We start from the raw sequence: 22,732 nt of genomic DNA on the forward strand, positions 1-22,732 counted from the left end.
GAGGAGACTCACCATGGCACAGCAGAACACCAGGCCCCTCCCGCAGACCGCGACGTCGTTCGCGGCGGAGTCCGGATCCGACTTCGATCTGAACATCGAGACCATCGCGGCCCTGCCCGTGATCGGGGCGCTGCTGAACGACACCGGCGACGGCTGCGGGTCCACCTGCCAGTCCGCGTGCTCCAACAGCACCTGCATCGGCTGACCCAATCCCCCACGGGGTGTGTGCGGGCCGCCGGTCGGCCCGCACACACCTCGCACCACCCCGGCGAAGGAGGAACGGCCATGTACCGAGTCGTTGACGCGAACATGATTAGGGTGTCGGCGTTTGCGCTCTCTGCTTCGCCGCCTGCCTGCCCTGCGGCCGTTCCCGATCCCCTCATGGACGCGGACAACTGCCGCCGGTGGATCGAACTGGTCTGGAGCGACGACCGGCGCGCCGGGGCCATCGAGCTCGCCGCGCCGGTGCTGGCTGACACCATCCGCAGGACCCTGCGCGGTGAGGAACGCACCTCTCGGATCCGCCGAGCCGCGCTCTCGCTCAACCGGTACCTCCTGCGCATGCAGTTCCGCGCGACTCCTTTCGGAACCTTTGCAGGCACATCCCCTGTGCGCTTCGCCGGGTCGACCACCGTGCGCTGCGGCGAGGAACACACCACGTACGCCAGGGCCGACGCGACGTGGCTGCACGCCGTGATCACCTCACTGGAGCAGGATCCGGACGTGCTGCGGCATCTACACGTCGTCACCGATCCGACATTCACCGCCCGAGGCCGGCACATCGCCGTCCCCTGCCAGCCCGGCCTGAGGGGGCCGACCGAGACCACCCTCCGCCGTACCCAGGCATCAGAACTGGCGCTCTCATCGGCACAGTCACCCACGCCCGTTCGCGAACTCGTCTCCAAGCTGCACGGCGACTACCCCGACACCCCCGTGCCGGTGATCGAAGACATGGTGCGCACCCTGGTTCGACACCGAGTTCTCCTCACCGACCTTCACGCCCCTATGACGGTTGACGACGCCCTCGGACACCTGATCGCCCAGCTGGATGAGGCCCATCGCGCCGGAACTGCTGGACGATCCTTGGCGGTGCAGACGGAGGACCTGCGGGGCATCCACCACATGCTTGATCAGCACGACCGCGTACACGCGGATGCGCAAGCCGGGATCCGCGGGCGGGTCGCCGCCGCGATGAACCGTCTCACCAGCGTGGGCAACGGCAACTTGGCAGTGAACCTGCGGCCGGACTGTGACGTCGTCCTCCCACAGCAGATCGCCGACGAGGCGAGCCGGGCCCTGGACGTCGTCGCCCGCATCACGCCTTACCCGAACGGTTCCCCGGCCTGGCGCGATTACCTCACCCGGTTCCTGGAGCGGTACAGCATGGGCATGGTCGTTCCGGTGCGGGAACTCACCGACCCTGACACCGGGCTCGGTTACCCCGTCGGCTACCGCGGCACCGTCCTGCCCCGGCCCGTCCTGGCGACGACGCCGCGCGACGAGCACCTCCTGGCCATGGCTCAGAACGCCGCCCTGACCTCCCGTCGAGAGATCGTGCTCACGGACGCGGATCTCGAGGCGCTCGCCGTCGCCGCTCCGACTCAGGTCCCCGCACACGCGGAGTTCGTCTTCACCGTGCTCGCGGAGTCCCAGCAGGCTCTGGAAGAAGGCTGTTTCACGCTCTCCACCGTCGGGCTCTCCCTCGCGGTCGGCATCACGACCGGGCGATTCCTGCCCATGCTCGAACGGGCAGACCGTGACCGGGTCGCCGCCGTGCACGCCGCGCTGCCCACCTTGACCGAAGGTGCCGTCCGCGGGCAGGTCTCGGGCCCACCGCTGAAGGTGCCGGTCAACAACGTGAGCCGCTCGCCCATCGTCGCGCCCGAGCTGTTGGCCCTCGGCGAGCACAATCCCGCTGCGACCCTGGACCTCGATGACCTCGGTGTCGTCGCGGACTCGAACCGGCTCTACCTCCTGTCGGCGTCCACGGGGCGGATCATCGAGCCGACGGTGATGAACGCTGTCGAGCTCTCGAGCGGCACCCACCCGCTGATCCGGTTCGTCTGCGAGCTCGCCCGTTCCCACACCGCCGTCCTGATCCCCTTCTTCTGGGGCGCAGCTGGCCGACTGCCCTTCTTGCCCGAGGTCCGCGTGGGCCGGACCATCCTCGCTGAAGCCAAGTGGCAACTGCGTGCGCGCGACCTCGGGGACGGAGACGACTGGCTGGAGCGCTTCATCAACTGGCGTTGCACCTACGGCGTACCGCGCACGGTGTTCGTCGGCGCCACCGACCAGCGCCTGCGCCTCGACCTTGAGGAGCCGGTCCATCAAGAACTCCTTCGTGCCGAACTCCGACGACACGACACGGCTGTCCTGCGCGAAGCTCCCGAGGAACGGGCCTACGGCTGGATCGGACGTGCTCACGAGGTCACTGTGACGCTCGCCTCCGATCAGAAGCCCACCCCCGTACCTGTGGTCCGCTCCTCCACTGGCGAAGCCTCGGCCCGGATGCCCGGATCCTCGCACTGGGCTTTCGTGAAGCTCTACGGCAGCGCGGTGCATCTGCCCGAGGTACTGACGAGGCACCTGCCCCGCCTCCTGGAAGAAGGGTGGAACACGCCTCCCTCGGCCTGGTTCACCCGCTATGCCGACCCTGACGCCCACCTCCGCCTGCGGTTGTGCCTCCCTGGGGCCGGAGCAGTCGGCCCCGCGGTGGAGACCGTCGCCCACTGGGCGACCGACCTCCGCCGAGAGGGCCTGATCCAACACGTGCAGTGGGACACCGATCGCCCCGAAGCCGGCCGCTACGGCACCGGGCCGGTGCTGGAAGCGGCGGAGGAGTACTTCGTCGCCGACTCGGCGGTAGCCATCAGCCAGCTGGCCTTGGCGGTCCCGATGGAAGTCCGGCCCGCCGTCACCGCTGCCTCCTTCGTGAACATCGCCACCACGTTCCTCGGTTCTCGCGATGCCGGCTGTACCTGGCTGGTCCAGCACCTTCTGCGCAGCGACGGCACACCCGTCCCGCACGACCTGCAAGCCCTCGCGCTGGAACTCTCGGACCCGGCCGGACGCAACGGCCTCGCCTGTCTGTACGGCGGGAACGCGGTGGTCGCCGCATGGGAAGCACGCGGTGAGGCCTTGAACCACTACCGCCGAATGCTGGCGGGCCGTAGCCCAGAAGGCGTGCTGCCCTCTCTCCTGCACATGCACCACAACCGCGTCGCCGGAATCGACAGCACGGCGGAGGCAACCTGTCGCCGGATGGCCAGAGCCGCAGCCCTCGCCTGGACCCGCCGCCCGGAAGGAGCCTCGGCATGACGACCACACCGCCGGCCGCTGCAGACACCTTTCCTCGGCAGTCCCTCGCCCACGGTTCACTCGGAGCCGCCTTGCTCCAGATCGAGCGGGCCCGGCGGGGCACAGGGGAGTGGCGAGAAGTCCACCGCACCCTCGCCGCGATCGGCCCCCTGACCGACGGCCACGAGGCGAATCTGTTCCTCGGCGCCCCCGCGATGGCCTTCGTTCTGCACGTCGCCGCCGACGGAACCGGCCGGTACGCGGACGCCTTGCACACCCTCGACGGAATCGTGGCCGAACACACCCGCCGACGGCTGTCCGCCGCGCATGCCCGGGTCGACGCCGGGCGTCGCCCCTCCTTCGCGGAGTACGACCTCTTCCGCGGCCTGACCGGCATCGGGGCACTGCTGCTGCGGCGACAACCCCACGGCGCTGAGATGAAAGGCGTCCTGGAGTACCTGGTCCGCCTCAGCGAGCCACTCGCCGACGCGACGAACGGGCCCCTCCCCGGTTGGTGGGTCGGCCACGCCCCCGCCAGCGACCAGAGCGCCACACCGGGCGGCCATGCCAACGCCGGGCTCGCGCACGGCATCACCGGACCGCTCGCCCTCCTCTCGCTGGCCTTGCGCGCAGGCGTCACCGTGGACGGACACGAAGCAGCCATCCGGCGGATCTGCCGATGGCTCGACCAGATCCAACAGACCAGTGCCCACGGCCTCCGCTGGCCCCGGTGGATCAGCCGCGTAGGTGCCGCTCCCATGCATACAGCAGCCCCCGGCTGGTGCTACGGCACGCCCGGAATCACTCGCGCGCAGCAGCTCGCGGCCGTAGTACTCGGAGACAGGGATCGGAAACGGATGGCCGAGCACGCCCTGATGCACTCCCTCGCCGACCGCCAGCAGATCGATCTGCTCGCTGACCGCGGGCTCTGCCATGGCTTCGGTGGTGCACTGCGTACGGTCCAACGCGTAGCGGAAGACGCCGAATCTCCGGACGGCTACCGCCACCAGTTCGCCTTCCTCATCGGGCGGTTCACCTTGGCGCCGGCCGCCGAGGAGAACGGCCTCCTGGTCGGCAAGGCAGGAGCTGTCCTCGCCTTCCAGGACGCCGAAGTCGACGCCGCACCCCAGGGGCAGTGGGACGCCTGCCTCCTATTGACGTGAGGAGCCCGGCCGTGCACCGCACAGACCGTCTGGAGGAAGCGATCCTGGCCGTTCTCGGCGGAGGGTCCGTCGAAGACGCCGCCCGGGCCGCCGCAACGGAACCCGCACTACTGTCCCAGGCCGTGGAGCGGTACCAGAGCGCCGGCCGAGCGGCGCTCGATGCCGAGCCGTCCGGCTGGCATCAAGCCAACATCCGCTTCACCGACTACCCGGCAGGCAACCGGATCTTCCGCGCCTACCTCCTGTCGGCCCTTCGAACCGGGCCGGTGGGAAACTGGTGGTTCATTCGTAAGCACCCCTATTGGCGGTTGCGCTACCTCCCTGCTCCGGGCTCCACCGCCGAGGAAGCCGTCCGCCACGTCGCCGAGGCGCTCGACAGCTCCGTCTCCTGGAGCGTGACTGCGGAGTGGACTCCCGCTCTGTATGAACCGGAAGTCACCGCGTTCGGCGGCCCGGACGGAATGGTCCTCGCTCACGCACTCTTTCACGACGACAGCGTCGGCGTGATCGACTACCAGGCAGCGGCGGGTGGCCAGCAAGCAGCACTGGACTCCAAGGCGGTTTCCCTTCTGGCCATGACGATGCTCATGCGCTCAGCGGGCTTGGAGTTCGGCGAGCAGGGCGACGTATGGGGACTGGTCGAATCACGGCGTCCGCTCGCCGACGCCATGACCGCCGAGCAGTTCAGCGCAATGGTCGAGCCCATGCGCCGCCTCCTCCTCGCGGACGCTCGCCCCCTTCTCGCATCCGAAACGCTCGCTCACGTCCAGCCATGGATCAGCAGCCTGGAGGCCAGCGGGCGGGCGCTGGAGTCAGCAGCGGCAGCCGGTCAGCTCGGTCTCGGGATGCGCGGAATCCTCGCACGTCACATCCTCTTCCACTGGAACCGAATGGGCTTCACGCTCCGCCAGCAATCCCTCTGGGCCCGCGCAGCCAGAGAAGCAACTCTCGGCAGTTGAGCCGAGGGCGCTTCCCCCGCAACTGCCCCCCGACACCCATGCCGCCGCTCCGCGCCGGTGCGCTCAAACTCCCCAGCTACCGCAGGGAGGTGCCCCCAGCGCGGCTGGGATGGCCGGGCCGAGCCCGGTCAGGTGCGCGGGGTCGTGCGGGCGGCTCGGCGGAGGCGGGTTCGGGCGGGGTCGTGGGCGGGGTGGGGGGTGGCCGCGGGGTGGTCGCCGGGGGCGGGGCGGACGAAGAGGGTGACGGTGACCGCCTCGGTGAAGCCGTTGCGCCGCATCATGGCCGCCGAGGCCGCGTTGCTCCCCTCCACGTCCGTGATGATCCGCACCGCCCCCGCCGCGTACAGCGCCGCGCAGCACCGCTCCACCAGCGCACTGGCCACCCCCCGGCCCCGCGCCCGCTCCTCCAGCGCGATCCACTCCAGATAGCCCCAGTCCTCCCGCTCGTCGTAGGACAGCGAGCCGAGGACGAAGCCGAGCAGGCCCTGCCCGTCCAGGGCGACCCAGCAGGCGTCCGGCTGGGCGTCCCAGTGGGCGGCGACCGAGGAGAGCGACCACGAGGTGTACGGCATGGCCTTGACGTCGTACACCCGGTGGCCGAGGGCGAGGACATCGCTGAGGTGGGTCAGCTCCAGGGGGACGATCTGCACATCAGTCATGCCTCGAATCGTGCCATAGGACGATATTACGGTCGTGACGGTGGGTCAGGGGCTCGCGCAGACGGCGGTGGTCGACCGGCCGTCGGAGTGGTGCAGCCGGACCTGCACCGACCCCGGCGCCGCCCCCCGCGCGACCGCGTCGGCCGCGGTGCAGACCAGCTGGCGGCCGGCCGTACGGTCCGCCGTCCAGCCGCGGGGCAGGTACACGTCCACCGCCTCCCGGCCGCGGGCGACGGCGAACGGCGCCGGGGCCGCCGGCGGGAGGAAGGTGACCAGCCCCCGGGTCCGTTCGGCCTCGTCGGGGCCGGTGACCAGCCGGGCCAGGGCGGCGCCCAGCGGGTCCGGCCCCCGGTAGGTGCGCGAGACGCGTTCCAGCCCGACCGGCGAGGAGAAGTACAGGTGCACGGCGTCGGCGGGCCCGTTCTCCTGGCCGGGCAGCCCCGAGGCGGCCGGCCCGGCGGGTACCGGCCCCTCGGCGTCGATCCCGCACCCGGCCAGGACCTGGCCCAGCACGCCCAGCAGCCCGGCCAGCGCGAGCGCCGCCCTGCCCCGCCGCGGCCGCCGGGTACCGCGTGCTGCCCCGCCGTCGGCGCCCCGCATCACTGCGGCACGTCCTCACGCAGCGGCACCGTCAGAGTGAACACCGCCCCGCCTTCGGGGCCGTTGGCCGCGGTCAGGGTGCCGCCGTGCAGTCGGGCGTTCTCGGCCGCGATGGCCAGGCCCAGCCCGCTGCCCTCGCTGCGGGTGCGGGCCGGGTCGCCCTTGACGAACCGGTCGAAGACGTGCGGCAGCACCGCCTCGGGGATGCCGGGGCCGCCGTCCGCGACGGTGAGCACCAGGGTCCCCCCGGCCGTGCGCGCCCGGACCGCCACCGGTACGTCCGGTCCGCCGTGCCGCAGTGCGTTGCCCACCAGGTTGGCCAGGACCACGTCGATGCGCCGGGGGTCCAGCCGGGCCCGCAGCCCCCCGGGCACGTCGACCGTCACCCGCTCCGACCAGTGGCGCAGTTCCAGGGTCTTGTGCACCAGCCGCCCGAGGTCGACGTCGTCGGGGGCGAGGACGGCCGCGCCCGCGTCGAAGCGGGAGATCTCCATCAGGTCCTCCACCAGCCGCACGAGCTTGTGCGTCTCGTCCACGACCAGCTCCAGCGCCTCAGCCGTCTCGGGAGCCAGCTCCCCGGCGGCCGAGTCCTCGGCCAGCACGCCCGTGACGGCGGCCATGGCGGCCAGCGGGGTGCGCAGTTCGTGGGAGACGTCCGAGGCGAACCGGCGGGCCTTGGCCTCCATGGCCCGCAGGGCGGCGGCGTCCTCCTGGAGCGTCGCCGCCATCGTGTTGAACGTCCGCCCCAGATCGGCGAGTTCGCCCTCCCCGCGGACCTCGATCCGGGTCTCGAGGGCGCCGTCGGCCATCTGCTCGGCGGCCGAGCGCAGTTGCCGTACCGGGCGCAGCACCCGGCGGGCCGCGAAGAGCGCGGGGATCACCGAGAGCACCACCACCGGCAGCACCCCGGCCCGCGCCGCGGCCACCAGCGCGGACACGTCCCGCTCCTGGGGGGCCAGCGAGAAGGAGGCGTACACCACCAGCCCCGAAGGGCCGGCGTCCTGGGCGTCGACGGGCAGCGCGACCGCCAGCCAGGGGATGCCGTCCGTGTGGAAGCGCTGGACCAGCGCGGTCCGGGCGGCGGTGGCCTGCGTCCGCAGCGCCCCGGGCAGCACCGGTGCCCGGTCCGCGGCCGGCACCGGGGGCCCGGTCCGGTAGGCGGCGGCGGTGCGCCAGTCCCGGGAGCCGCCGGCCCGGTCGAGCTGGAGGGCCAGCGCGCGCAGGTCCGCCTCACCGGGCGCCGCCGGCAGGTCCGGCGCCAGCGAGTCGACCTGGCCGCGCAGGTCGTGCACGGCGTCGTCCTGGGCGCGTTCCAGGATCCCGGCCCGGGCCTGGCGGTACGTCAGGGCGGCCGCGGTCAGGGCGCTGAGCGCGGCGACCAGCAGGAAGACGACGACCAGGCGGGCCCGCAGCCCCGCCGGGAGCAGCCGCGGACGGGCGGGGCGGGGTTCCCCGGGCGGCCGGCGTCGGATCACAGCGGCCCGAACCGGTAGCCGAAGCCGCGCACCGTCTGGATGTAGCGCGGGTGCCGCTGGTCGTCCTCGATCTTGACGCGCAGCCGCCGCACACAGGCGTCGACGAGCCGCACGTCCCCGTAGTAGCTGTGCTCCCAGACGTGTTCCAGCAGGTCCTGGCGGCCGTAGGTCTGCTCCGGGGTGGCGGACAGGAAGAGCAGCAGTTTCAGCTCCGAGGGGGCGAGGGCCAGCTCCTCGCCGTTCTTGGTGACCCGTACCGAGACCGGGTCGATGGTGAGGTCGCCGTGGACGGCGGGTCCGTCGCGGTGGCCGGCGGCGGCCTGGGACGGGGCGATGCGGCGCAGGACGGCGCGCATCCGGGCCTCGATGACCTCGCTGCCGGCCGGTTTGACGATGTAGTCGTCGGCGCCGGCCTCCAGTCCGACGACGATGTCCACGTCGTCGCTGCGGGCGGAGAGGATCAGGATCGGCACCTGGCTGTGCTCGCGGATGCGGCGGCAGACCTCCAGCCCGCTCATGCCGGGCAGCATCAGGTCGAGCAGGACGACCTCGGGGGCGAAGGGCCCCAGGGACTCGAGGCCGTCCTCGCCGGTGCCGACCGCCTCGGCCTCGTGGCCGTTGCGGCGCAGCCCCAGCATCACGCCGCGCCGCACGGCCGGATCGTCCTCGATCAGCAGGACCCGTGTCATGGGCAGGCGCCCCTCTCTCTCGCTCCTCGACGGCGCGCTCTCCGGCGGCGCGAAACGCCGGACAACCCTAGGAAAGTGGTCAAACGGGACATCTCACCGGCGGGGGGACGGCGTGTCCGGGGCCGGCGGCGGGGCGCCCAGGGGCGCTGCCACGCCCGTGTCGTCGCACATCACCTGCCACGGCTCGCCCGGCAGCCCCGACTCGTGCAGCCGCACGACCACGTCGGCCGACCGCCGGCCCCCGGGGATCCCCGGTGCCGCGGCGGCCGTGCAGACCAGTTGGTTGACCGCGGCGTGCGGCAGTTCCGCGACCAGCCACGGCAGGTACGCGTCCACCTGGCCGGGCCGGTCCGCCGTGGCCCGGACCCGGTGGGGGCCCGGCGGCAGCGCCGTGACCAGGCCCCGGGCGCGCTCGTCGCTGCTCGGGCCGGCGAGCAGCGCCTCCAGCGCCTGCTGGGGTCCGGCCCCGGCGGCGGCCGGGCGGGCCACCGGCCAGGGGCCGTTGGGGGCGACGAAGTACGCCCGGACGTACCCGGCGGTCGCGGTGGCGGGCCGGGCGCCGCGGGCCGGGTCGCCGGCCCCCTCGGGCCCGGTACCGGGTACGCCGCATCCGGCGAGCAGCACGCAGCCCGCCACCAGCGCCACCGGGCCGGACCGGGCCGCGGGGCACCCGAGGCCACCGGCCCGGGCGGCCCGGCCGAGCCGGGCCGGCCAGGACCGGGAACGCCCGCACCGGTCGGGACCCGCGGGCAGCCGCCCGTACCGCACCCGCTTCACAGCGCCCGCCGGTGGACCGTCATCCGCCCAGTCTGGCCCGGCGGACGGCCGCGGGGCCGTCACGGCGCGAGCAGCCGGTCGAGGTCCACGCTGCCCGCCCCGGGCGTGGGCTGCGGTACGGCCGCCCAGATGCCGGCCGTCAGCGCGAGCCCCGCCACCAGCGCCACCGCCCCGCGGCGGCCGGTCGCCCACCGGACCCGGTACCGCACAGGATCCTCCACGAGCGCCTTGGTCGCCACGGCGGCCGCCAGCGACAGCGCGATCGCCACCGCGGTCCGGGGCCATCCGGTCGCCCCAAGGAGCGGGTCCGGCAGCAGCAGGTAGACCGGCCAGTGCCACAGGTACAGGCCGTACGACAGCTCGCCGAGCCGGCGGGGCGCGGGGCTGCCCAGCACCCGGCCGGTCCGCGCGTCGGCGGTCCGGGCGAGCAGCCCGATCAGCAGCGCGCAGGCCAGGGAGTGCGCGAACAGCCCGCCCCGGAAGAGCCCGGGCGCGTGCTGGCCGTCGGTCAGCACCCAGGAGGCGCCGAGGCCGCAGAGCAGTGCGGCGCAGGCGGCGTCGGCCGCGGTGCGCGGGACGCGGGCCAGGGCCGCGCGGACCGGCGCGGTGGCGGCCAGCGCGCCGAGGAGCAGCGCGAAGGCCCGGGTGTCGGTGCCCTCGTAGGCCCGGGTGGTGTCGACGGCGGACCCGAGGTGGAGCATCAGCGCCAGCGACACCAGCGCGCCCGCGCCGGCCAGGACGGCGATCCGCGCCGGTCCCCGGCGGCCCCGGCCGGCCAGGGCCACCACCAGGGGCCAGAGCAGGTAGAACTGCCATTCCACCGCGATGCTCCACAGGTGGGCGAAGACCCGGGTGCCGGCGGCGTCCCAGTAGCCGACCTGCTCGAGGACGAAGTGCCAGTTCACCGCCTGGCCGGCCACCCAGGGCGCGTCGTCGAGCGCGAAGCGCAGCATCGAGGCGTCCCCGAAGGCCCAGGTCAGCAGCAGGGTCGCCAGGGCGGTGAGGCCCAGGGCGGGGAGCAGCCGGCGGGCCCGGCGGCCCCAGAAGGCCGCCAGGTCGATCCGCCCGGCGCCGCCCGCCTCGCGCAGCAGCAGGCCGGTGATCAGGAAGCCGGAGAGGACGAAGAAGAGGTCCACGCCGAGGAAGCCGCCGCGCAGGTGTCCCGCGTGGAAGAGCAGGACGCCCGCGACGGCCAGCCCGCGCAGTCCGTCCAGTGGCGCGATGTGCGGGGCCGGGACGGGCGGCCGGTTCACTTGCAGCCGAGCTTGCCGTAGCGCGCGTCGCCGGTCCAGGCACCGGTGGCCCACTCGTCCGCGGGGGCGGGGGCGAAGCCGTAGGCCTTTCCGAGCTCGGCCGTGAACCACTTGGCGAAGGCGGCCGAGCCCTGCTGGCAGGAGTGGATGCCGTCGGCGGATCGCTGGGCCCGGGCGGCCCGGTGGTCGGTCCCCCACAGGGCGCCGGCGTCGAGGAAGCGGACCTTGCCGCCGCTGCGGGCGGCGACCTCCTCGGCGGCCCCGGCCGCGGTGGCGAGGGTGCTGCCGAACTTCGCGTACGGGCCGTCGTCGGCCTTGAAGGGCGGGGCGGAGACGATCACCAGCGCGGCGCCGCCGTCCGCGGCGGCCTTGGCCAGCTTCTCGTAGGAGGTGCGCTGCTGTTCCTTCGTCCCCCAGTCGTAGGTGGTGATCTGGTAGGCGATGACGTCCGGGCGGAAGGCCCGGAGGTCCTTGGTGATCTCGGGCCAGGTCATCCTGGCGAGGTCCGCGGCGATCTCGTTGCCCTCGACGACCGTGCCGCCGCCGTCGGACGAGGCGTTCTTGAACTCCTGGCCGCTCGCCTTGAGCGCGGCCTCCAGGGGCGGGGCCTCGGCGCCGGCGATGGAGTCGCCCAGCCACAGGACCTTCTTGCCCGGGGTGGCGGGCGTGTCGTCGGCGGCCACGGTGCCGTTGTCCTTGCCGTCGGCGTCGCCGCAGGCGGCCAGCGCGGCGCCGGCGAGGACCACGACCGACAGGAGGGCGGCGGTGCGACGGCCCCGACGGCGCGGCGGGACGGGAGCGGGGTGCGCGGAGGTGATGTCGTTGACCATGCGTCCAACCAACCAGCACGTCGGGCGCCCGGGCCCGGCCGTCATCGCCCGGTCACATGACGGGGGGCGGGCCGTCATACGGAGGCGCCCCTCGCGCACCCGCCCCGGCCGCCGTACCCGCGACCGTCCCGACGAGGAGTCCCGATGACGATGCCGAAGCCGCAGTCGATGCCGCAGTCGAAGCCGAGGCCCACGGCCGCACCCGCACCCGTACCCGCGCCGCCGGCCGGCCCGCCGCTGCGGGTGGTGCGGGGCCCGCGCGGCCTGCCGCCGCTGGGGAACCTGCTCGACTTCGGGCGGGACCCGCTGGACTTCCTGACCCGGCTGCGCGACGGGTTCGGCGATGCCGTCACCTGGTCGCTCGGCCCGCGGCACGGCGTGTTCCTCTCGCATCCCCGGCACATCGCGGAGGTGCTGGCGGCCCGCGAGGACACGTACGAGCTCCTGGACATCGGCTGGATGTTCCGGCAGCTGGTGGGGCGGAGCGTCATCCTCAGCAAGGGCGACGACTGGCGGCGCAAGCGGGCCCTGGTCCAGCCCGTCGTCCGGCCGCGCCAGGTCCGCTCGTACGCCGCCGGGATGGCCGAGTGCGCCGCGGCGGCCGCCGACGGGTGGCGCGACGGCGAGCGGATCGACCTGCGGGCCGAACTGGCCCTGATCACCCAACGGATCGTGCTGCGCTCCCTCTTCGGCAGCGACCTGGGGTCCCGCGCACGGGCGCTGGGGCGGGCGATGGACGTCGCGGAGCGGGCCGTCGGGGCGGAGTTCCGGGGCGCGAGCCTCTTCCTGCCCGCCTGGGCGCGGACCCCGGCCCGGCGCCGGATGCTGGCGGCGGTGGGGGCCATCGACGCGGAGGTCCACCGGCTGATCGGGGAGCGGGCGGGCCGGGCGCAGCCGCCCGGTGAGGACACCGACCTGCTGGGCCGGCTGCTGGCCGCCCGGGACGCCGAGGGGCAGCCGCTGACGCCCGTGGAGGTGCGCGACGAGGCCGTCACGCTGTGGGCGGCCGGCCACGACACCACCTCCACCGCGCTGACCTGGGCGCTGTACCTGCTCGCCGGTGCGCCGGGGGCCCGGGCCCGGCTGGAGGCGGAGCTGGACGAGGTGCTGGGCGGCCGGGCGGTGACCGTGGACGACTACGACCGGCTGGTGTGGACCCGGCAGGTCGTCAAGGAGGCGCTGCGGCTGTACCCGCCGGTGTGGCTGATGCCGGCGGTGGCGCGGGCGGGCGCCGCGCTGGACGGGCGGGCGGTGCGGCCGGGGACGATCGTGTGGTGCAGCCAGTGGACCGTCCACCGCGATCCCCGGTGGTTCCCCGAGCCGGACCGCTTCCGTCCCGAGCGCTGGTCACCCGAGGCGCCCGCCGCCCCCGACCACGCCTGGTTCCCCTTCGGCGGCGGCCCGCGCGCCTGCCTGGGCGCCCGCTTCGCCCAGGTCGAGGCCGTCCTGGTGCTCGCCACCCTCGCCCAGCGCTGCCGCCTGGACCTGCCCGCGGGCCCGGTCGCCCCCCGCGTGGGCCTGCTCCTCCAGCCCTCCGTCCCCCTGACGGCCACGGTCCACAGACGCCGCTGAGCGCGGCCCCGGCCCGACGGCCGAAGGCCGCAGCGCAGCCCTTCGCACGGGGATTCCGCGCCGTCACATGGTCGCCCGCTTCTTGACGACCTCGAACGGGGTGTTGCCGGTGTAGGCGGACTCGCCGGCGGGCAGGCAGTCCTCGTCGCGGTTGGTTCCCGCTCCGTCGCAGTGTTCGAAGCTCATGCGGAAGAAGACGGTGGACGTGTGCGACCCGGGCCGGAGGCCGGGCAGCACGGGTGAGGCGAACGTGGCGAAGGGGAGCCCTTCCTCGAGCACGACCAACCGCAGGACCTCGGGCCCGAAGGCGAAGCTCCGCTCCCGCGGGGTACCGATGTCCTGGACGATCCGGACGCCGAGGAACTTCAGGAGGAAGTCGTCCATCGGCTTCGGCAGGGAGGGCGTGTAGCCCGCCGGGTAGAGCGCGCCGGCCGCATCGGCGACCGTGCCCCAGCTCGGGAAGGAAGAGACCCACGGCTTCATCGCGACCGCCACACGGCACGCGGGCGGTCCGATGATCTGTTCCCGGACCGACAGGAGGGTGTTGAGATCGGTTCCCTCGGGGTCCAGGCAGTGGTTCGCCGCCCCGGAGGGGGAGGGGGGTGTCGCGCTCCGCGCGGTGGTCGGCTCCGGCCCGCCCTGCCTGGCCTGGGCCGTGCCGCTGCCGATGGGCGTGAGGGCCACCGCCACGGCGATCACGGACAGGAACGCGCGGATCCGGACGGGTCGCATCGCACCACTACCTTTCGACGTTGCCGTCGGGGCCGGGCCGGGTGACGAACGGACCCCGTTCACGCGCCGAGCATGACCGTGTCGCGCAGGTCCGCGGAGCCGAAACGCGAGACGAGCCGGGTACGGCCCCCTGGAGGTCTCGCGTCGTTGAGCCGATCGGCCGGTACGGCGCAGCCGTGCCCATCGGCGCGGCCCGGGGCACATCCGGCCGGGCGGACGTGGCACCGTCAACCAAGTTACTAAATAGTAATGTTGAGGACCCTTCAGCTTCGTGCCGGGCCGCTGCCAGACTCCTGGTCCCGGCCGAGCAAGGAGTCCACTTCCGTGACCGACGCGTCCCGTACCGCGCTGGCGCACCTGCGCGACAGCGGTAGCTTCCAGTGGTACGTCATACCGCTGCTGTTGATCGTCCTGTACGTGTACGCCGCGGAGGTGGAGCGGCGGAACTGGAACGTCTTCTTCGCCGGGCTGGCCTTCTGGGGCATGGACTGGTTCAACGAGATCTGGAACGCCCTGGTCTTCCACTTCACCGACCGCGCCCCGGTCTGGGGCGCACCGGGCGGCGGCTCGGCCTATCTCATCCTCATCGGGCTCAACATCGAGATCTGCTTCATGTTCGCTGTGTTCGGCGTGGTCGCCGCCAAGCTGTTGCCGGCCGACAAGGACGCGCGGGTCCTCGGGATCCCCAACCGCTGGGCGCTGGCCGGCGGCGGTGCGGCCGCCGCGGTGGTGGTGGAGGTCGTCCTCAACTCGATGGACGCGCTGACCTGGGAGTGGTCCTGGTGGCGGGCCGGGATGCCGCTGCTGATCTGGCTGGTGGGCTACCTGCCCTTCTTCCTGGTCAGCTACTGGGTGCACGACCTGCCCAAGGTCCGCGACAAGGCGCTCGCCGTCGGGGCGCTGCTCGGCCTTGACCTGGCCGCCCTCATCGTCTTCATCAGCCTGGGATGGATCTGACATGCTGCGCCACGCACTCGCCGCCACCCTCCTGGCCGTCGGCGTCCTCACCCCCGCTGGCACCGCGGCCGCGGACGACGGCTGCCGGCCGGTGGGCACGGCGGGACTGGCCGACCTGGTGCCCGGCGACGGCACCCTGGGACTGTCCGCCCTGCCGCCCGCGGCCGTGGAGCTGCCCGGCCGGGTCTACCTGCGCGGTACCGCCGAGACCTTCAACCGCCGCTGGTCCTTCGCCCTGCGCGAGGGCCTGATGTACGTCAAGGAGACCGCGGCCGACGGAGGTTGGCGCACCATGACGCTCCCCGACTGCCTGGCCGGCCGGATCCGCGGGATCTCCGTGGACGACGACGAGCTGGCGGCGGTCGACGAGGACGGCCGGATCTACACCATGGACCACGCCCTCAACGCGCCCTGGACCTGGAACTGGACGTACCGCTTCGGCGCCCCGCTGTGGCTGGGCGGGGGCACCACCGTCCCCTACGGCTCGGCCCGCTGGACCTGGTCGGTGCTCTCCCCCGGTGAGGACCAGGTCTGGCGCGACACGGCCGGCAACGACCACCCGGTCGGCGGCGCGAAGGTCTCGCACGTCTTCGCGCTGAGCCCGGACGGGAGCCGCATCACGTACGTGGACCCCTGGCTCCCCGCCGACCACAGCTACGAGATGGCCACCCCGCTGCGCGGCCGCTTCCAGGCCCGGGCGCTGTCCACGGCCGCCTCCACCTCCTTCGTCGTCAACCGCTACGGCGACCTGTACACGCGGCTGTACGACTTCGACATCTCGGGCGCCGACCGAGTCTTCTTCGGCTACTCCTACGAGGACCAGCGCGGGGCGGTCTTCCCGAAGATCCAGCTGCCCGCGCCGGACTGGGTGCACCAGCCCAAGGTCCCCGCCGGCGGGGAGATCGCCGACCGGATCTCCGTCCACAAGACCGGCCGCGGCTCGGACGCCCGCGAACTGCGCGTCGAGGGCCGCGACCACGGCACCACCGGGTACTGGCACAAGGCCCTGACGGCCGAGGGGTGGAGCTTCACGGCCACCGGCCTGCCGCTGGCCGGCGCCCTGCTCGAGAACACCCCCGACGACCGTTCCGCGGACACCCTCGCAGCGCCTTCGCCCTACGACTACGCCGGGACCCGGGGCGAGGTGACCGCACAGGTGGACGCGTTCGACGTGGCGGTGGAGGGGACTCCCCTGGTGCTGCGGGCGGGCGGCCGGGAGCTGCGGCTCACCCTGCACACCGTCGACGGGCTCCGCCAGAGCGTCCAGGCCGCGGGCCTGACCGCGCAGCCGCGCCGCTTCGACGGGATGGTCGAGGTCCCGGAGTCCGTCCTGGAGGACCTCGACGCCCTGCCCGCGCCACTGCGCGGCCTGGTCCGGGGCCGCCTCGGCGCCGACCGCTTCACCGCCACGGACGTGGTGGTGACCGACCGGACGATGACCATCGCCGGCCTCGGGCTCATCCTGGACCGCCGCTGAAGCCCGGACGGAGCGCGGTCCGCACCCTTGACCATTGGTCTGGACCTTCCTAGCGTGAGGCGTGGCCCAGCTGTTCCTGGCCCCCCACCCCGCCAAGGAGCCCCCCATGCCCGGTCGTTCGTCACGCCCGTCGCTCCGTCCCTTACTCCGTGCCGCCGCGGCCGGTCTCGGTCTGGCCCTCGCCCTGGCCCTGCCGGGCCCCGGCGCGGCGGCCGCCCCCACCGGCGACACCTGCGCCCTCAAGGGCAGACCGGCCGGCAAGGTCCTCCAGGGGTACTGGGAGAACTGGGACGGCGCCTCCAACGGCGTCCACCCGCCCTTCGGCTGGACCCCCATCACCGACAGCCGGATCCGGGACCACGGCTACAACGTCCTCAACGCCGCCTTCCCCGTGATCCTCTCGGACGGCACGGCCCTGTGGCAGGACGGCATGGACAGCACCGTCAAGGTCGCCACCCCCGCCGAGATGTGCCAGGCCAAGGCCGCCGGCTCCACGATCCTGCTGTCCATCGGCGGCGCCGCGGCCGGCATCGACCTCAGCTCCCGGGCGGTCGCCGACCGGTTCGTGGCGACGATCGTGCCGATCCTCAAGACGTACAACTTCGACGGGATCGACATCGACATCGAGACCGGGCTCGTCGGCAGCGGGAACATCAACCAGCCCTCGGCCTCGCAGGCCAACCTGATCCGCATCATCGACGGCGTGCTGGCCCAGATGCCGGCCGGCTTCGGGCTCACCATGGCCCCCGAGACCGCGTACGTCACCGGGGGCAGCGTGGCGTACGGCTCGATCTGGGGCGCGTACCTCCCGATCGTCAAGAAGTACGCGGACAACGGCCGGCTCTGGTGGCTGAACATGCAGTACTACAACGGCAGCATGTACGGCTGCTCCGGCGACTCCTACTCGGCGGGCACGGTCCAGGGCTTCACCGCCCAGACCGACTGCCTCAACAAGGGCCTCGTCGTGCAGGGGACCACCGTCAAGGTCCCGTACGACAAGCAGGTGCCGGGGCTGCCCGCCCAGCCGGGCGCCGGCGGCGGCTACATGTCCCCCAGCCTGGTCGGGCAGGCCTGGAACCGGTACTCCGGCGGCCTCAAGGGCCTGATGACCTGGTCGGTGAACTGGGACGGGTCCAAGGACTGGACCTTCGGCAACAACGTGAAGACCCTCCAGGGCCGCTGACGACAGATCACCCGGGTGGCGGATGCGTACCCGGGGCGCCGCCCGGCGGCGCCTCGGTATAACTCCCCACAGGGCTCCGGCACCGGTGCGGGACCCCCGGGCCGGGAGGCGGCTGCCGGGTCCCGCCCTGCTCCTCGGCCCCGCGCCCAGGCAAGGAGCAGACCGATGAAGACCAGCTTCACCCGCGAGGAGATCCAGGCCCTCGCCCGGCTCTCCCCCTTCGAGCTCAAGGACACCTTCATCCGGCTCGCCACCGCCGTGCAGGAGGACGAGCCCGGACAGAAGGGGACCACGGCCCGCGCCATGCTCAACGCGGGCCGCGGCAACCCCAACTGGATCGCCACCGGCCCGCGTGCCGCCTTCTACGCCCTGGGCTACTTCGCGCTCTCCGAGTCGCGGCGGGTGTGGACCGCCGACAACCTGGGCGGCATGCCCGAGCGCCGGGACATCGGGCGCCGCTTCGACTCGTGGTGCCGCCGGCACCCCGAACTCCCGGGGGTGGAACTGCTCCGGAGGTGCACCGACTACGCCGTGGCACGCTTCGGCTTCGACCGGGACGCCTACCTCCACGAGCTGACCGACGCCATCACCGGCGACAACTACCCGGTACCGGACCGGATGCTGGTCCACGCGGAGCAGGTGGTGCGCGGGTATCTCGAGGACGAGCTGTTCGACGGGCGGCCCCCCGCGGGCGGGTACTCGCTCTTCGCGACCGAGGGCGGCACGGCCGCCATGTGCTACGTCTTCGACTCGCTGGTGAAGAACGGCGTCCTGCACAAGGGCGACCGGATCGCGCTGATGACCCCGGTCTTCACCCCCTACCTGGAGATCCCCGAGCTCGACACCTTCGAGTTCGACGTGGTGCACGTCCAGGCCAGCCTGTTCGCCGAGACCGGGGTCCGGGAGTGGCGCTATCCGACCGAGGAGGTCGCCAAGCTCGCCGACCCGAGCGTGAAGATGGTCTGCCTGGTCAACCCCTCCAACCCGCCCTCGCTCGCGCTCAGCGACCGGGTCGCGCACCAGATCCGGGACATCGTCGAGGGCCCCAACCCGAACCTGGTCATCGTCACGGACGACGTGTACGGCACCTTCGTGCCGGGGTTCCGCTCGCTGGCCGCCGAACTGCCCCGCAACACCCTGCTCGTCTACTCGTACTCCAAGCACTACGGCTGCACCGGCTGGCGGCTGGGCGTCATCGGCCTGGCCGAGGAGAACGTCGTCGACGAGCTGATCGCGGGACTCCCGGCCGAGCAGAAGGCACGGCTGGCCGCGCGGTACGGCACCCTGACCCTGGAGCCCGACGCCCTGCGGTTCATCGACCGGATGGTCGCCGACTCCCGCTCCGTCGCCCTCAACCACACCGCCGGCCTCTCGCTGCCCCAGCAGGCCATGATGAGCCTGTTCTCGCTCTTCGCCCTGCTGGAGGAGGGCCAGGCCTACAAGGTGAAGCTGCGGGAGATCGTCCACCGGCGGCTGGACCTGCTCCTCGAAGGCGCCCAGATGAAGATCGCCGACGACGACCGGCGGGCCGCCTACTACCTCGAACTCGACCTGCTGGCCGAGGCCGAGCGCGTCCACGGCAAGGAGTTCGCGGACTACCTGGAGACCCACTACGAGCCCGTGGACCCGCTCTTCCGGCTCGCCGAGCACACCTCCGTCGTCCTCCTCAACGGCGGCGGCTTCGAGGGCCCGGAGTGGTCGGTGCGCATCTCCCTCGCCAACCTGGACGACCTCGACTACCTCAAGATCGGCCACCACCTGCGTGAGATCTTCGCCGGCTACGCCACGGAATGGCGCGCCTCCCGCGAGGTCCCGGACACCGACGGGGGCCGGATCTAGTGCGCCGGGCCGAGCCCGCGCCGGGGCCGCACCGCGCGCCCGGCAGCCCGCGGCGGGCCGCGGGGACGGGCCGCCGCACCTTCCTCACCGCGCTGGGCGCCCTGGGGACGACCGTGGCGACCGGGGTCCCCGGCTACGCCTCGGACCACGCCCGGGACGCCCGCGGCGCCATCGAGTACGCGGACGTCCAGCTGCTCAGCATCACCGACCTGCACGGCTGCCTGGCGATGGCACCCGGCGCCAACGCGGTCGTCCACGGCAACGGCGGCCGGACCTACACCGTCGGCGGGGCCGCCTACCTCGCCGCCCACCTCGAACGGCTCCGCGACGGACGGGCCAACTCCGTCTTCTTCAGCGCCGGGGACTCCTTCTCCGGCTGGGAGTTCGACGCGGCCGTCTTCGCCGACGAGCCCACCATCGAAGCCCTCAACCTCATGGGGCTCGAGTTCACCACCGCGGGCAACCACGAGTTCGACAAGTCCCCCGCCATGCTCACCCGGCACATGGAACGCGGCGAGCCCTTCCCCGTGGCGGGCCGGGACACCTCCTTCACCGACTCCGCCGGCCGGCGCTTCCACGGCGCGGACTTCACCCACCACTCCGCCAACGTCCACTGGCGCGACGGCGGCGCGGACATCCTCCCGGCCTCCAACGTCCGGTACGTCACGGGCCCGGGCGGCGAGCGGATCCCGGTCGGCTTCATCCACCTCACGGCCTGCGGGAGCGAGGCCAGCAGCACCGCCTACCTGCCGTCCGTCACGACCTCCGACGCCCTGGCCGCCGCCGACCGGCACGCCGCGCTCCTCAAGCAGCGCGGGGTCAACGCCATCGTCCTGAGCCTGCACGACGGCGCCGCCGCCGGCACCGACTTCAACAGCGGGCAGGATCCCTGGGGCCCGGCCTACGACCTCGCGCTGCGGGCCTCTCCCGACATCGACGCGATCGTCACCGGCCACTGGCACAGCCGCTTCACCATGATGCTGCCCGACCCGGCGGGCCTGCCCCGCCCCTTCGTCCAGGCCGGCTGCTACGGCCAGTTGATCAACGAGATCTCGCTCAGGCTGGACCCCCGTACCGGGGCGGTGGTGCGGGAGCTGACGGTGGCCACCAACCACCCCAACACCCGCACCGACATCGCCCCCGACCCCGGGATGCAGCGCCTGGTCGACTACTGGAACGTCCAGGCCACGGCCCGCGCCGCCACCGTCATCGGCCGCCAGAGCGGCGCCTTCACCCGGACCCGGAACCCCGCGGGCGAGAGCACCATGGGCAATCTGGTCGCCGACTGGGCCCGGTGGGCGGGCAGCCGGCCCACCGACCCCGACTGCACGGCCAACCGGCACCCGAACGTGCCCGCGGAGTTGGCGCTGGTGGCGACCGCACCGCGGGTGGGGCAGACGGTCATCGCCGGGGACCTGCCCTACGACGCGGCGTCGGACGGCGCGGTCCGCTTCGTGTCCGCCTGGCGCGCGGTGGGCTACGGCGACCCGGTCCTCAGCGCCTGGGTCACCGGGCGGCAGCTGCACGACGTCCTGGAGCAGCAGTGGACCCGCAGGGCGGACGGAACGCTCCAGTTCGCCCCGCTCGCCGTCTCCGGGAACGTCCGCTACACCTTCGACCCGGCCGGCGCGGTGGGCTCCCGCGTCGCCCCGGAAGACGTGCTGGTCGACGGCGTCCCGCTCGACCCGGACCGGCGCTACCGGCTGGCGGCCCCGGCGTACACCTTCCTCGGCGCGGACGGGTACCCCGCGCTGGGCGGCTTCCAGGAGCCGTTCACCCACCAGCGCGACTTCGAGAGCTTCATCGGATTCGTGCGGCAGGCCGGGGTGCTCGCCCCCGCCGCCACCGACCGGGTGTCGCTGCGCGCCTCGGGGGCACTGCGCTCGGACCCGGGCACGGTCACCGACCCGGTGCCGCCGCTGCTGCCGGACGGGACCCCGATGTCCCGGCCCGAGGCGGCGATCCGGACGGCGGACCGGCCACCGGGGGTCCCGGTCGCGCCCTGCTGAGGGGCCGGGTCAGCTGGGGGCGGGACCGGGGCTGCGGAGGGCGGCCGGGGTGGCGCCGGTGGTGCGGAGGGCGGCCGGGGTGGTGCCGTACCAGCGGTGCACCGCGCGGCGCAGGGCGCGGGCGTCGGCGTAGCCGCTGCGGGCGGCGATCGCCTCCACGCTGAGGTCGGTGTGGTGCAGCAGGTGGGTGATCCGGGTCCGGCGCAGCTCCTCCACCTCGGCGCTCCAGGTGGTGCCGTGCTCCTCGAGCCGGCGCTGGAGGGTGCGCGCGCTGAGGTTCATCCGCCGGGCCACCGCCGGCAGCGTCAGCGCGCCGGTGTCGTGGACGGCCGCCAGCGCGGTCCGGAAGAGGTCCAGCCAGTCGCGCAGGACGGTGGCGGTGGCCAGGGTGCGTTCGGCGTGCCGGCGCAGCACGGCCGACAGGCCCGGCTGGGCGTGCGGGGTGGGGGCCGTCAGGTCGGCGGCCAGGAAGGTCAGGGAGCTGACCGGCGCGTCGAAGTCGATCGCCCGGGTGCCGTACAGCTCGACGAGGGCGTCGTGACGGCGCGGCGCGGGCGTGGCCAGGGTGACGCGCAGCGGGACGAGGCCGCGCCGGGCGGCCGTGCCCAGCCGGTGCCGGTAGAGGCCGAGCGCGCAGGCCCGGACGGCGCAGGCGCCCTCGTGGGACATGTCGGCGGCGTTGAGGTGGCTGAGCACGACCTGCCCGTTGTCCTCCGTGACCAGCAGCGAGTCGGTGCCCACGTCGAGGGCGGCGCCCAGGTGGGCGGCGGCGTCCTGGATGCCGGCCAGCGGGGTCGGCGCGGAGGTGATCAGGTAGTCCCAGACGCCGAGGCTGCCGGTCCCGGACTGCCGCGTCATCGCCAGCGCCACCTCGGGCCAGGGCGTGTGCAGGGTCATCAGCTCAGCGAGCCGGATGCTGGTGAGGGTGGGCACCCGGCACAGGTCGTCGTCCAGGTGCTCGGGCGCCGTGCCCAGCAGGTGCGCGTACCCGGCGGCGGGTACGCCGAGCACCCGCGCGGCGTTGACGTTCAGACGGGCCAGGGCGGACGACGTCGTTCCGGGGTGCGTGTGCGAAACCACGAGCGCAGAGCATAGACCAGCTCGCACGACAAGATGATCAACCGGGTTCGGCATGCAGGGCCCCCAATCCGGCGCCTGCGGTCCCCTTTTGGCGCCCGGGGTCCCGTATCGGCGCCGCGGGCCCCCCGGTTGGCGTGCCCGGCCCCCTGGTTGGCGCGTACGGACCCCTCCCGGCCCGGGG

19 protein-coding genes are annotated in these 22,732 nt (G+C 73.4%); 10 read left to right on the forward strand and 9 right to left on the reverse strand.

Annotated features, from left to right (window positions below; genetic code table 11):
* The first annotated feature begins 13 nt into the window (after nucleotides 1-13).
* The 4 genes from AB0O40_RS08955 (at nucleotide 14) to AB0O40_RS08970 (ending at nucleotide 5,419) form a co-directional block, all read left to right on the forward strand.
* Complete coding sequence (locus AB0O40_RS08955; protein ID WP_365037209.1) at nucleotides 14-205, forward strand: FxLD family lanthipeptide; 192 nt, start codon at nucleotides 14-16, stop codon at nucleotides 203-205.
* Between the two features lie 176 nt (nucleotides 206-381).
* On the forward strand, nucleotides 382-3,318 hold the full coding sequence (locus AB0O40_RS08960) for a lantibiotic dehydratase (RefSeq protein WP_365037211.1): 2,937 nt from the start codon (nucleotides 382-384) through the stop codon (nucleotides 3,316-3,318).
* Nucleotides 3,315-4,460: a lanthionine synthetase C family protein gene (locus AB0O40_RS08965; RefSeq protein ID WP_365037213.1), complete on the forward strand. Its 1,146-nt coding sequence runs from the start codon at nucleotides 3,315-3,317 to the stop codon at nucleotides 4,458-4,460. Before AB0O40_RS08960 ends, AB0O40_RS08965 begins: the two co-directional genes overlap by 4 nt.
* Nucleotides 4,461-4,471: 11 nt before the next feature.
* Nucleotides 4,472-5,419 (forward strand): thiopeptide-type bacteriocin biosynthesis protein, encoded by a 948-nt coding sequence (locus tag AB0O40_RS08970; protein ID WP_365037214.1) that lies wholly within the window; start codon nucleotides 4,472-4,474, stop codon nucleotides 5,417-5,419.
* A 128-nt stretch (nucleotides 5,420-5,547) separates the two neighbouring features.
* On the opposite strand, the gene AB0O40_RS08975 is transcribed toward AB0O40_RS08970, so the two are convergent.
* The 7 genes from AB0O40_RS08975 to AB0O40_RS09005 form a co-directional block, all read right to left on the reverse strand.
* Nucleotides 5,548-6,078 carry a GNAT family N-acetyltransferase gene (locus AB0O40_RS08975; protein ID WP_365037216.1) on the reverse strand — a complete coding sequence of 177 codons (531 nt, stop codon included), beginning with the start codon at nucleotides 6,076-6,078 and terminating at the stop codon, nucleotides 5,548-5,550.
* A 45-nt stretch (nucleotides 6,079-6,123) separates the two neighbouring features.
* Nucleotides 6,124-6,678 carry a hypothetical protein gene (locus AB0O40_RS08980; RefSeq protein ID WP_365037218.1) on the reverse strand — a complete coding sequence of 185 codons (555 nt, stop codon included), beginning with the start codon at nucleotides 6,676-6,678 and terminating at the stop codon, nucleotides 6,124-6,126.
* Nucleotides 6,678-8,153: a HAMP domain-containing sensor histidine kinase gene (locus AB0O40_RS08985; protein ID WP_365037220.1), complete on the reverse strand. Its 1,476-nt coding sequence runs from the start codon at nucleotides 8,151-8,153 to the stop codon at nucleotides 6,678-6,680. Before AB0O40_RS08985 ends, AB0O40_RS08980 begins: the two co-directional genes overlap by 1 nt.
* Nucleotides 8,150-8,842 (reverse strand): response regulator transcription factor, encoded by a 693-nt coding sequence (locus tag AB0O40_RS08990; RefSeq protein WP_365037221.1) that lies wholly within the window; start codon nucleotides 8,840-8,842, stop codon nucleotides 8,150-8,152. Before AB0O40_RS08990 ends, AB0O40_RS08985 begins: the two co-directional genes overlap by 4 nt.
* Nucleotides 8,843-8,935: 93 nt before the next feature.
* The gene (locus AB0O40_RS08995) at nucleotides 8,936-9,619 is read right to left on the reverse strand and encodes a hypothetical protein (RefSeq protein WP_365037223.1); all 684 of its coding nucleotides are present in this window, start codon (nucleotides 9,617-9,619) and stop codon (nucleotides 8,936-8,938) included.
* 59 nt (nucleotides 9,620-9,678) lie between these two features.
* Nucleotides 9,679-10,872 (reverse strand): acyltransferase, encoded by a 1,194-nt coding sequence (locus tag AB0O40_RS09000; protein WP_365037225.1) that lies wholly within the window; start codon nucleotides 10,870-10,872, stop codon nucleotides 9,679-9,681.
* Nucleotides 10,869-11,702, reverse strand: a complete 834-nt coding sequence (locus tag AB0O40_RS09005) for an SGNH/GDSL hydrolase family protein (RefSeq protein WP_365037227.1) — start codon at nucleotides 11,700-11,702, stop codon at nucleotides 10,869-10,871. The genes AB0O40_RS09000 and AB0O40_RS09005 overlap by 4 nt, the downstream gene beginning before the upstream one ends.
* A gap of 144 nt (nucleotides 11,703-11,846) precedes the next feature.
* Here AB0O40_RS09005 and AB0O40_RS09010 point away from each other — a divergent pair, with 144 nt between their 5' ends.
* Nucleotides 11,847-13,274, forward strand: coding sequence for a cytochrome P450 (locus AB0O40_RS09010; RefSeq protein WP_365037229.1), 1,428 nt, complete (start codon nucleotides 11,847-11,849; stop codon nucleotides 13,272-13,274).
* Nucleotides 13,275-13,337: 63 nt separating this feature from the next.
* Here the strand turns inward: AB0O40_RS09010 and AB0O40_RS09015 are convergent, their stop codons facing one another.
* Complete coding sequence (locus AB0O40_RS09015; RefSeq protein WP_365037231.1) at nucleotides 13,338-14,006, reverse strand: hypothetical protein; 669 nt, start codon at nucleotides 14,004-14,006, stop codon at nucleotides 13,338-13,340.
* Nucleotides 14,007-14,330: 324 nt separating this feature from the next.
* On the opposite strand from AB0O40_RS09015, the gene AB0O40_RS09020 reads away from it, so the two are divergent.
* From AB0O40_RS09020 to AB0O40_RS09040, 5 genes are all read left to right on the forward strand, one after another.
* Complete coding sequence (locus AB0O40_RS09020; RefSeq protein ID WP_365037233.1) at nucleotides 14,331-14,963, forward strand: hypothetical protein; 633 nt, start codon at nucleotides 14,331-14,333, stop codon at nucleotides 14,961-14,963.
* A 1-nt stretch (nucleotide 14,964) separates the two neighbouring features.
* On the forward strand, nucleotides 14,965-16,440 hold the full coding sequence (locus AB0O40_RS09025) for a hypothetical protein (protein WP_365037235.1): 1,476 nt from the start codon (nucleotides 14,965-14,967) through the stop codon (nucleotides 16,438-16,440).
* A 106-nt stretch (nucleotides 16,441-16,546) separates the two neighbouring features.
* Complete coding sequence (locus AB0O40_RS09030; protein WP_365037237.1) at nucleotides 16,547-17,623, forward strand: chitinase; 1,077 nt, start codon at nucleotides 16,547-16,549, stop codon at nucleotides 17,621-17,623.
* Nucleotides 17,624-17,788: 165 nt separating this feature from the next.
* Nucleotides 17,789-19,462 carry a bifunctional aspartate transaminase/aspartate 4-decarboxylase gene (locus AB0O40_RS09035; RefSeq protein ID WP_365037238.1) on the forward strand — a complete coding sequence of 558 codons (1,674 nt, stop codon included), beginning with the start codon at nucleotides 17,789-17,791 and terminating at the stop codon, nucleotides 19,460-19,462.
* Entirely contained in the window at nucleotides 19,462-21,471 is a 2,010-nt protein-coding gene (locus AB0O40_RS09040) for a bifunctional metallophosphatase/5'-nucleotidase (RefSeq protein ID WP_365037240.1), read from the forward strand. The genes AB0O40_RS09035 and AB0O40_RS09040 overlap by 1 nt, the downstream gene beginning before the upstream one ends.
* 9 nt (nucleotides 21,472-21,480) lie before the next feature.
* Here the strand turns inward: AB0O40_RS09040 and AB0O40_RS09045 are convergent, their stop codons facing one another.
* Nucleotides 21,481-22,551 (reverse strand): helix-turn-helix domain-containing protein, encoded by a 1,071-nt coding sequence (locus AB0O40_RS09045; RefSeq protein WP_365037242.1) that lies wholly within the window; start codon nucleotides 22,549-22,551, stop codon nucleotides 21,481-21,483.
* Nucleotides 22,552-22,732 lie beyond the last annotated feature (181 nt).

It is taken from the genome of Streptomyces sp. NPDC089919 (genome assembly GCF_040684615.1).
Classification (GTDB): domain Bacteria; phylum Actinomycetota; class Actinomycetes; order Streptomycetales; family Streptomycetaceae; genus Streptomyces.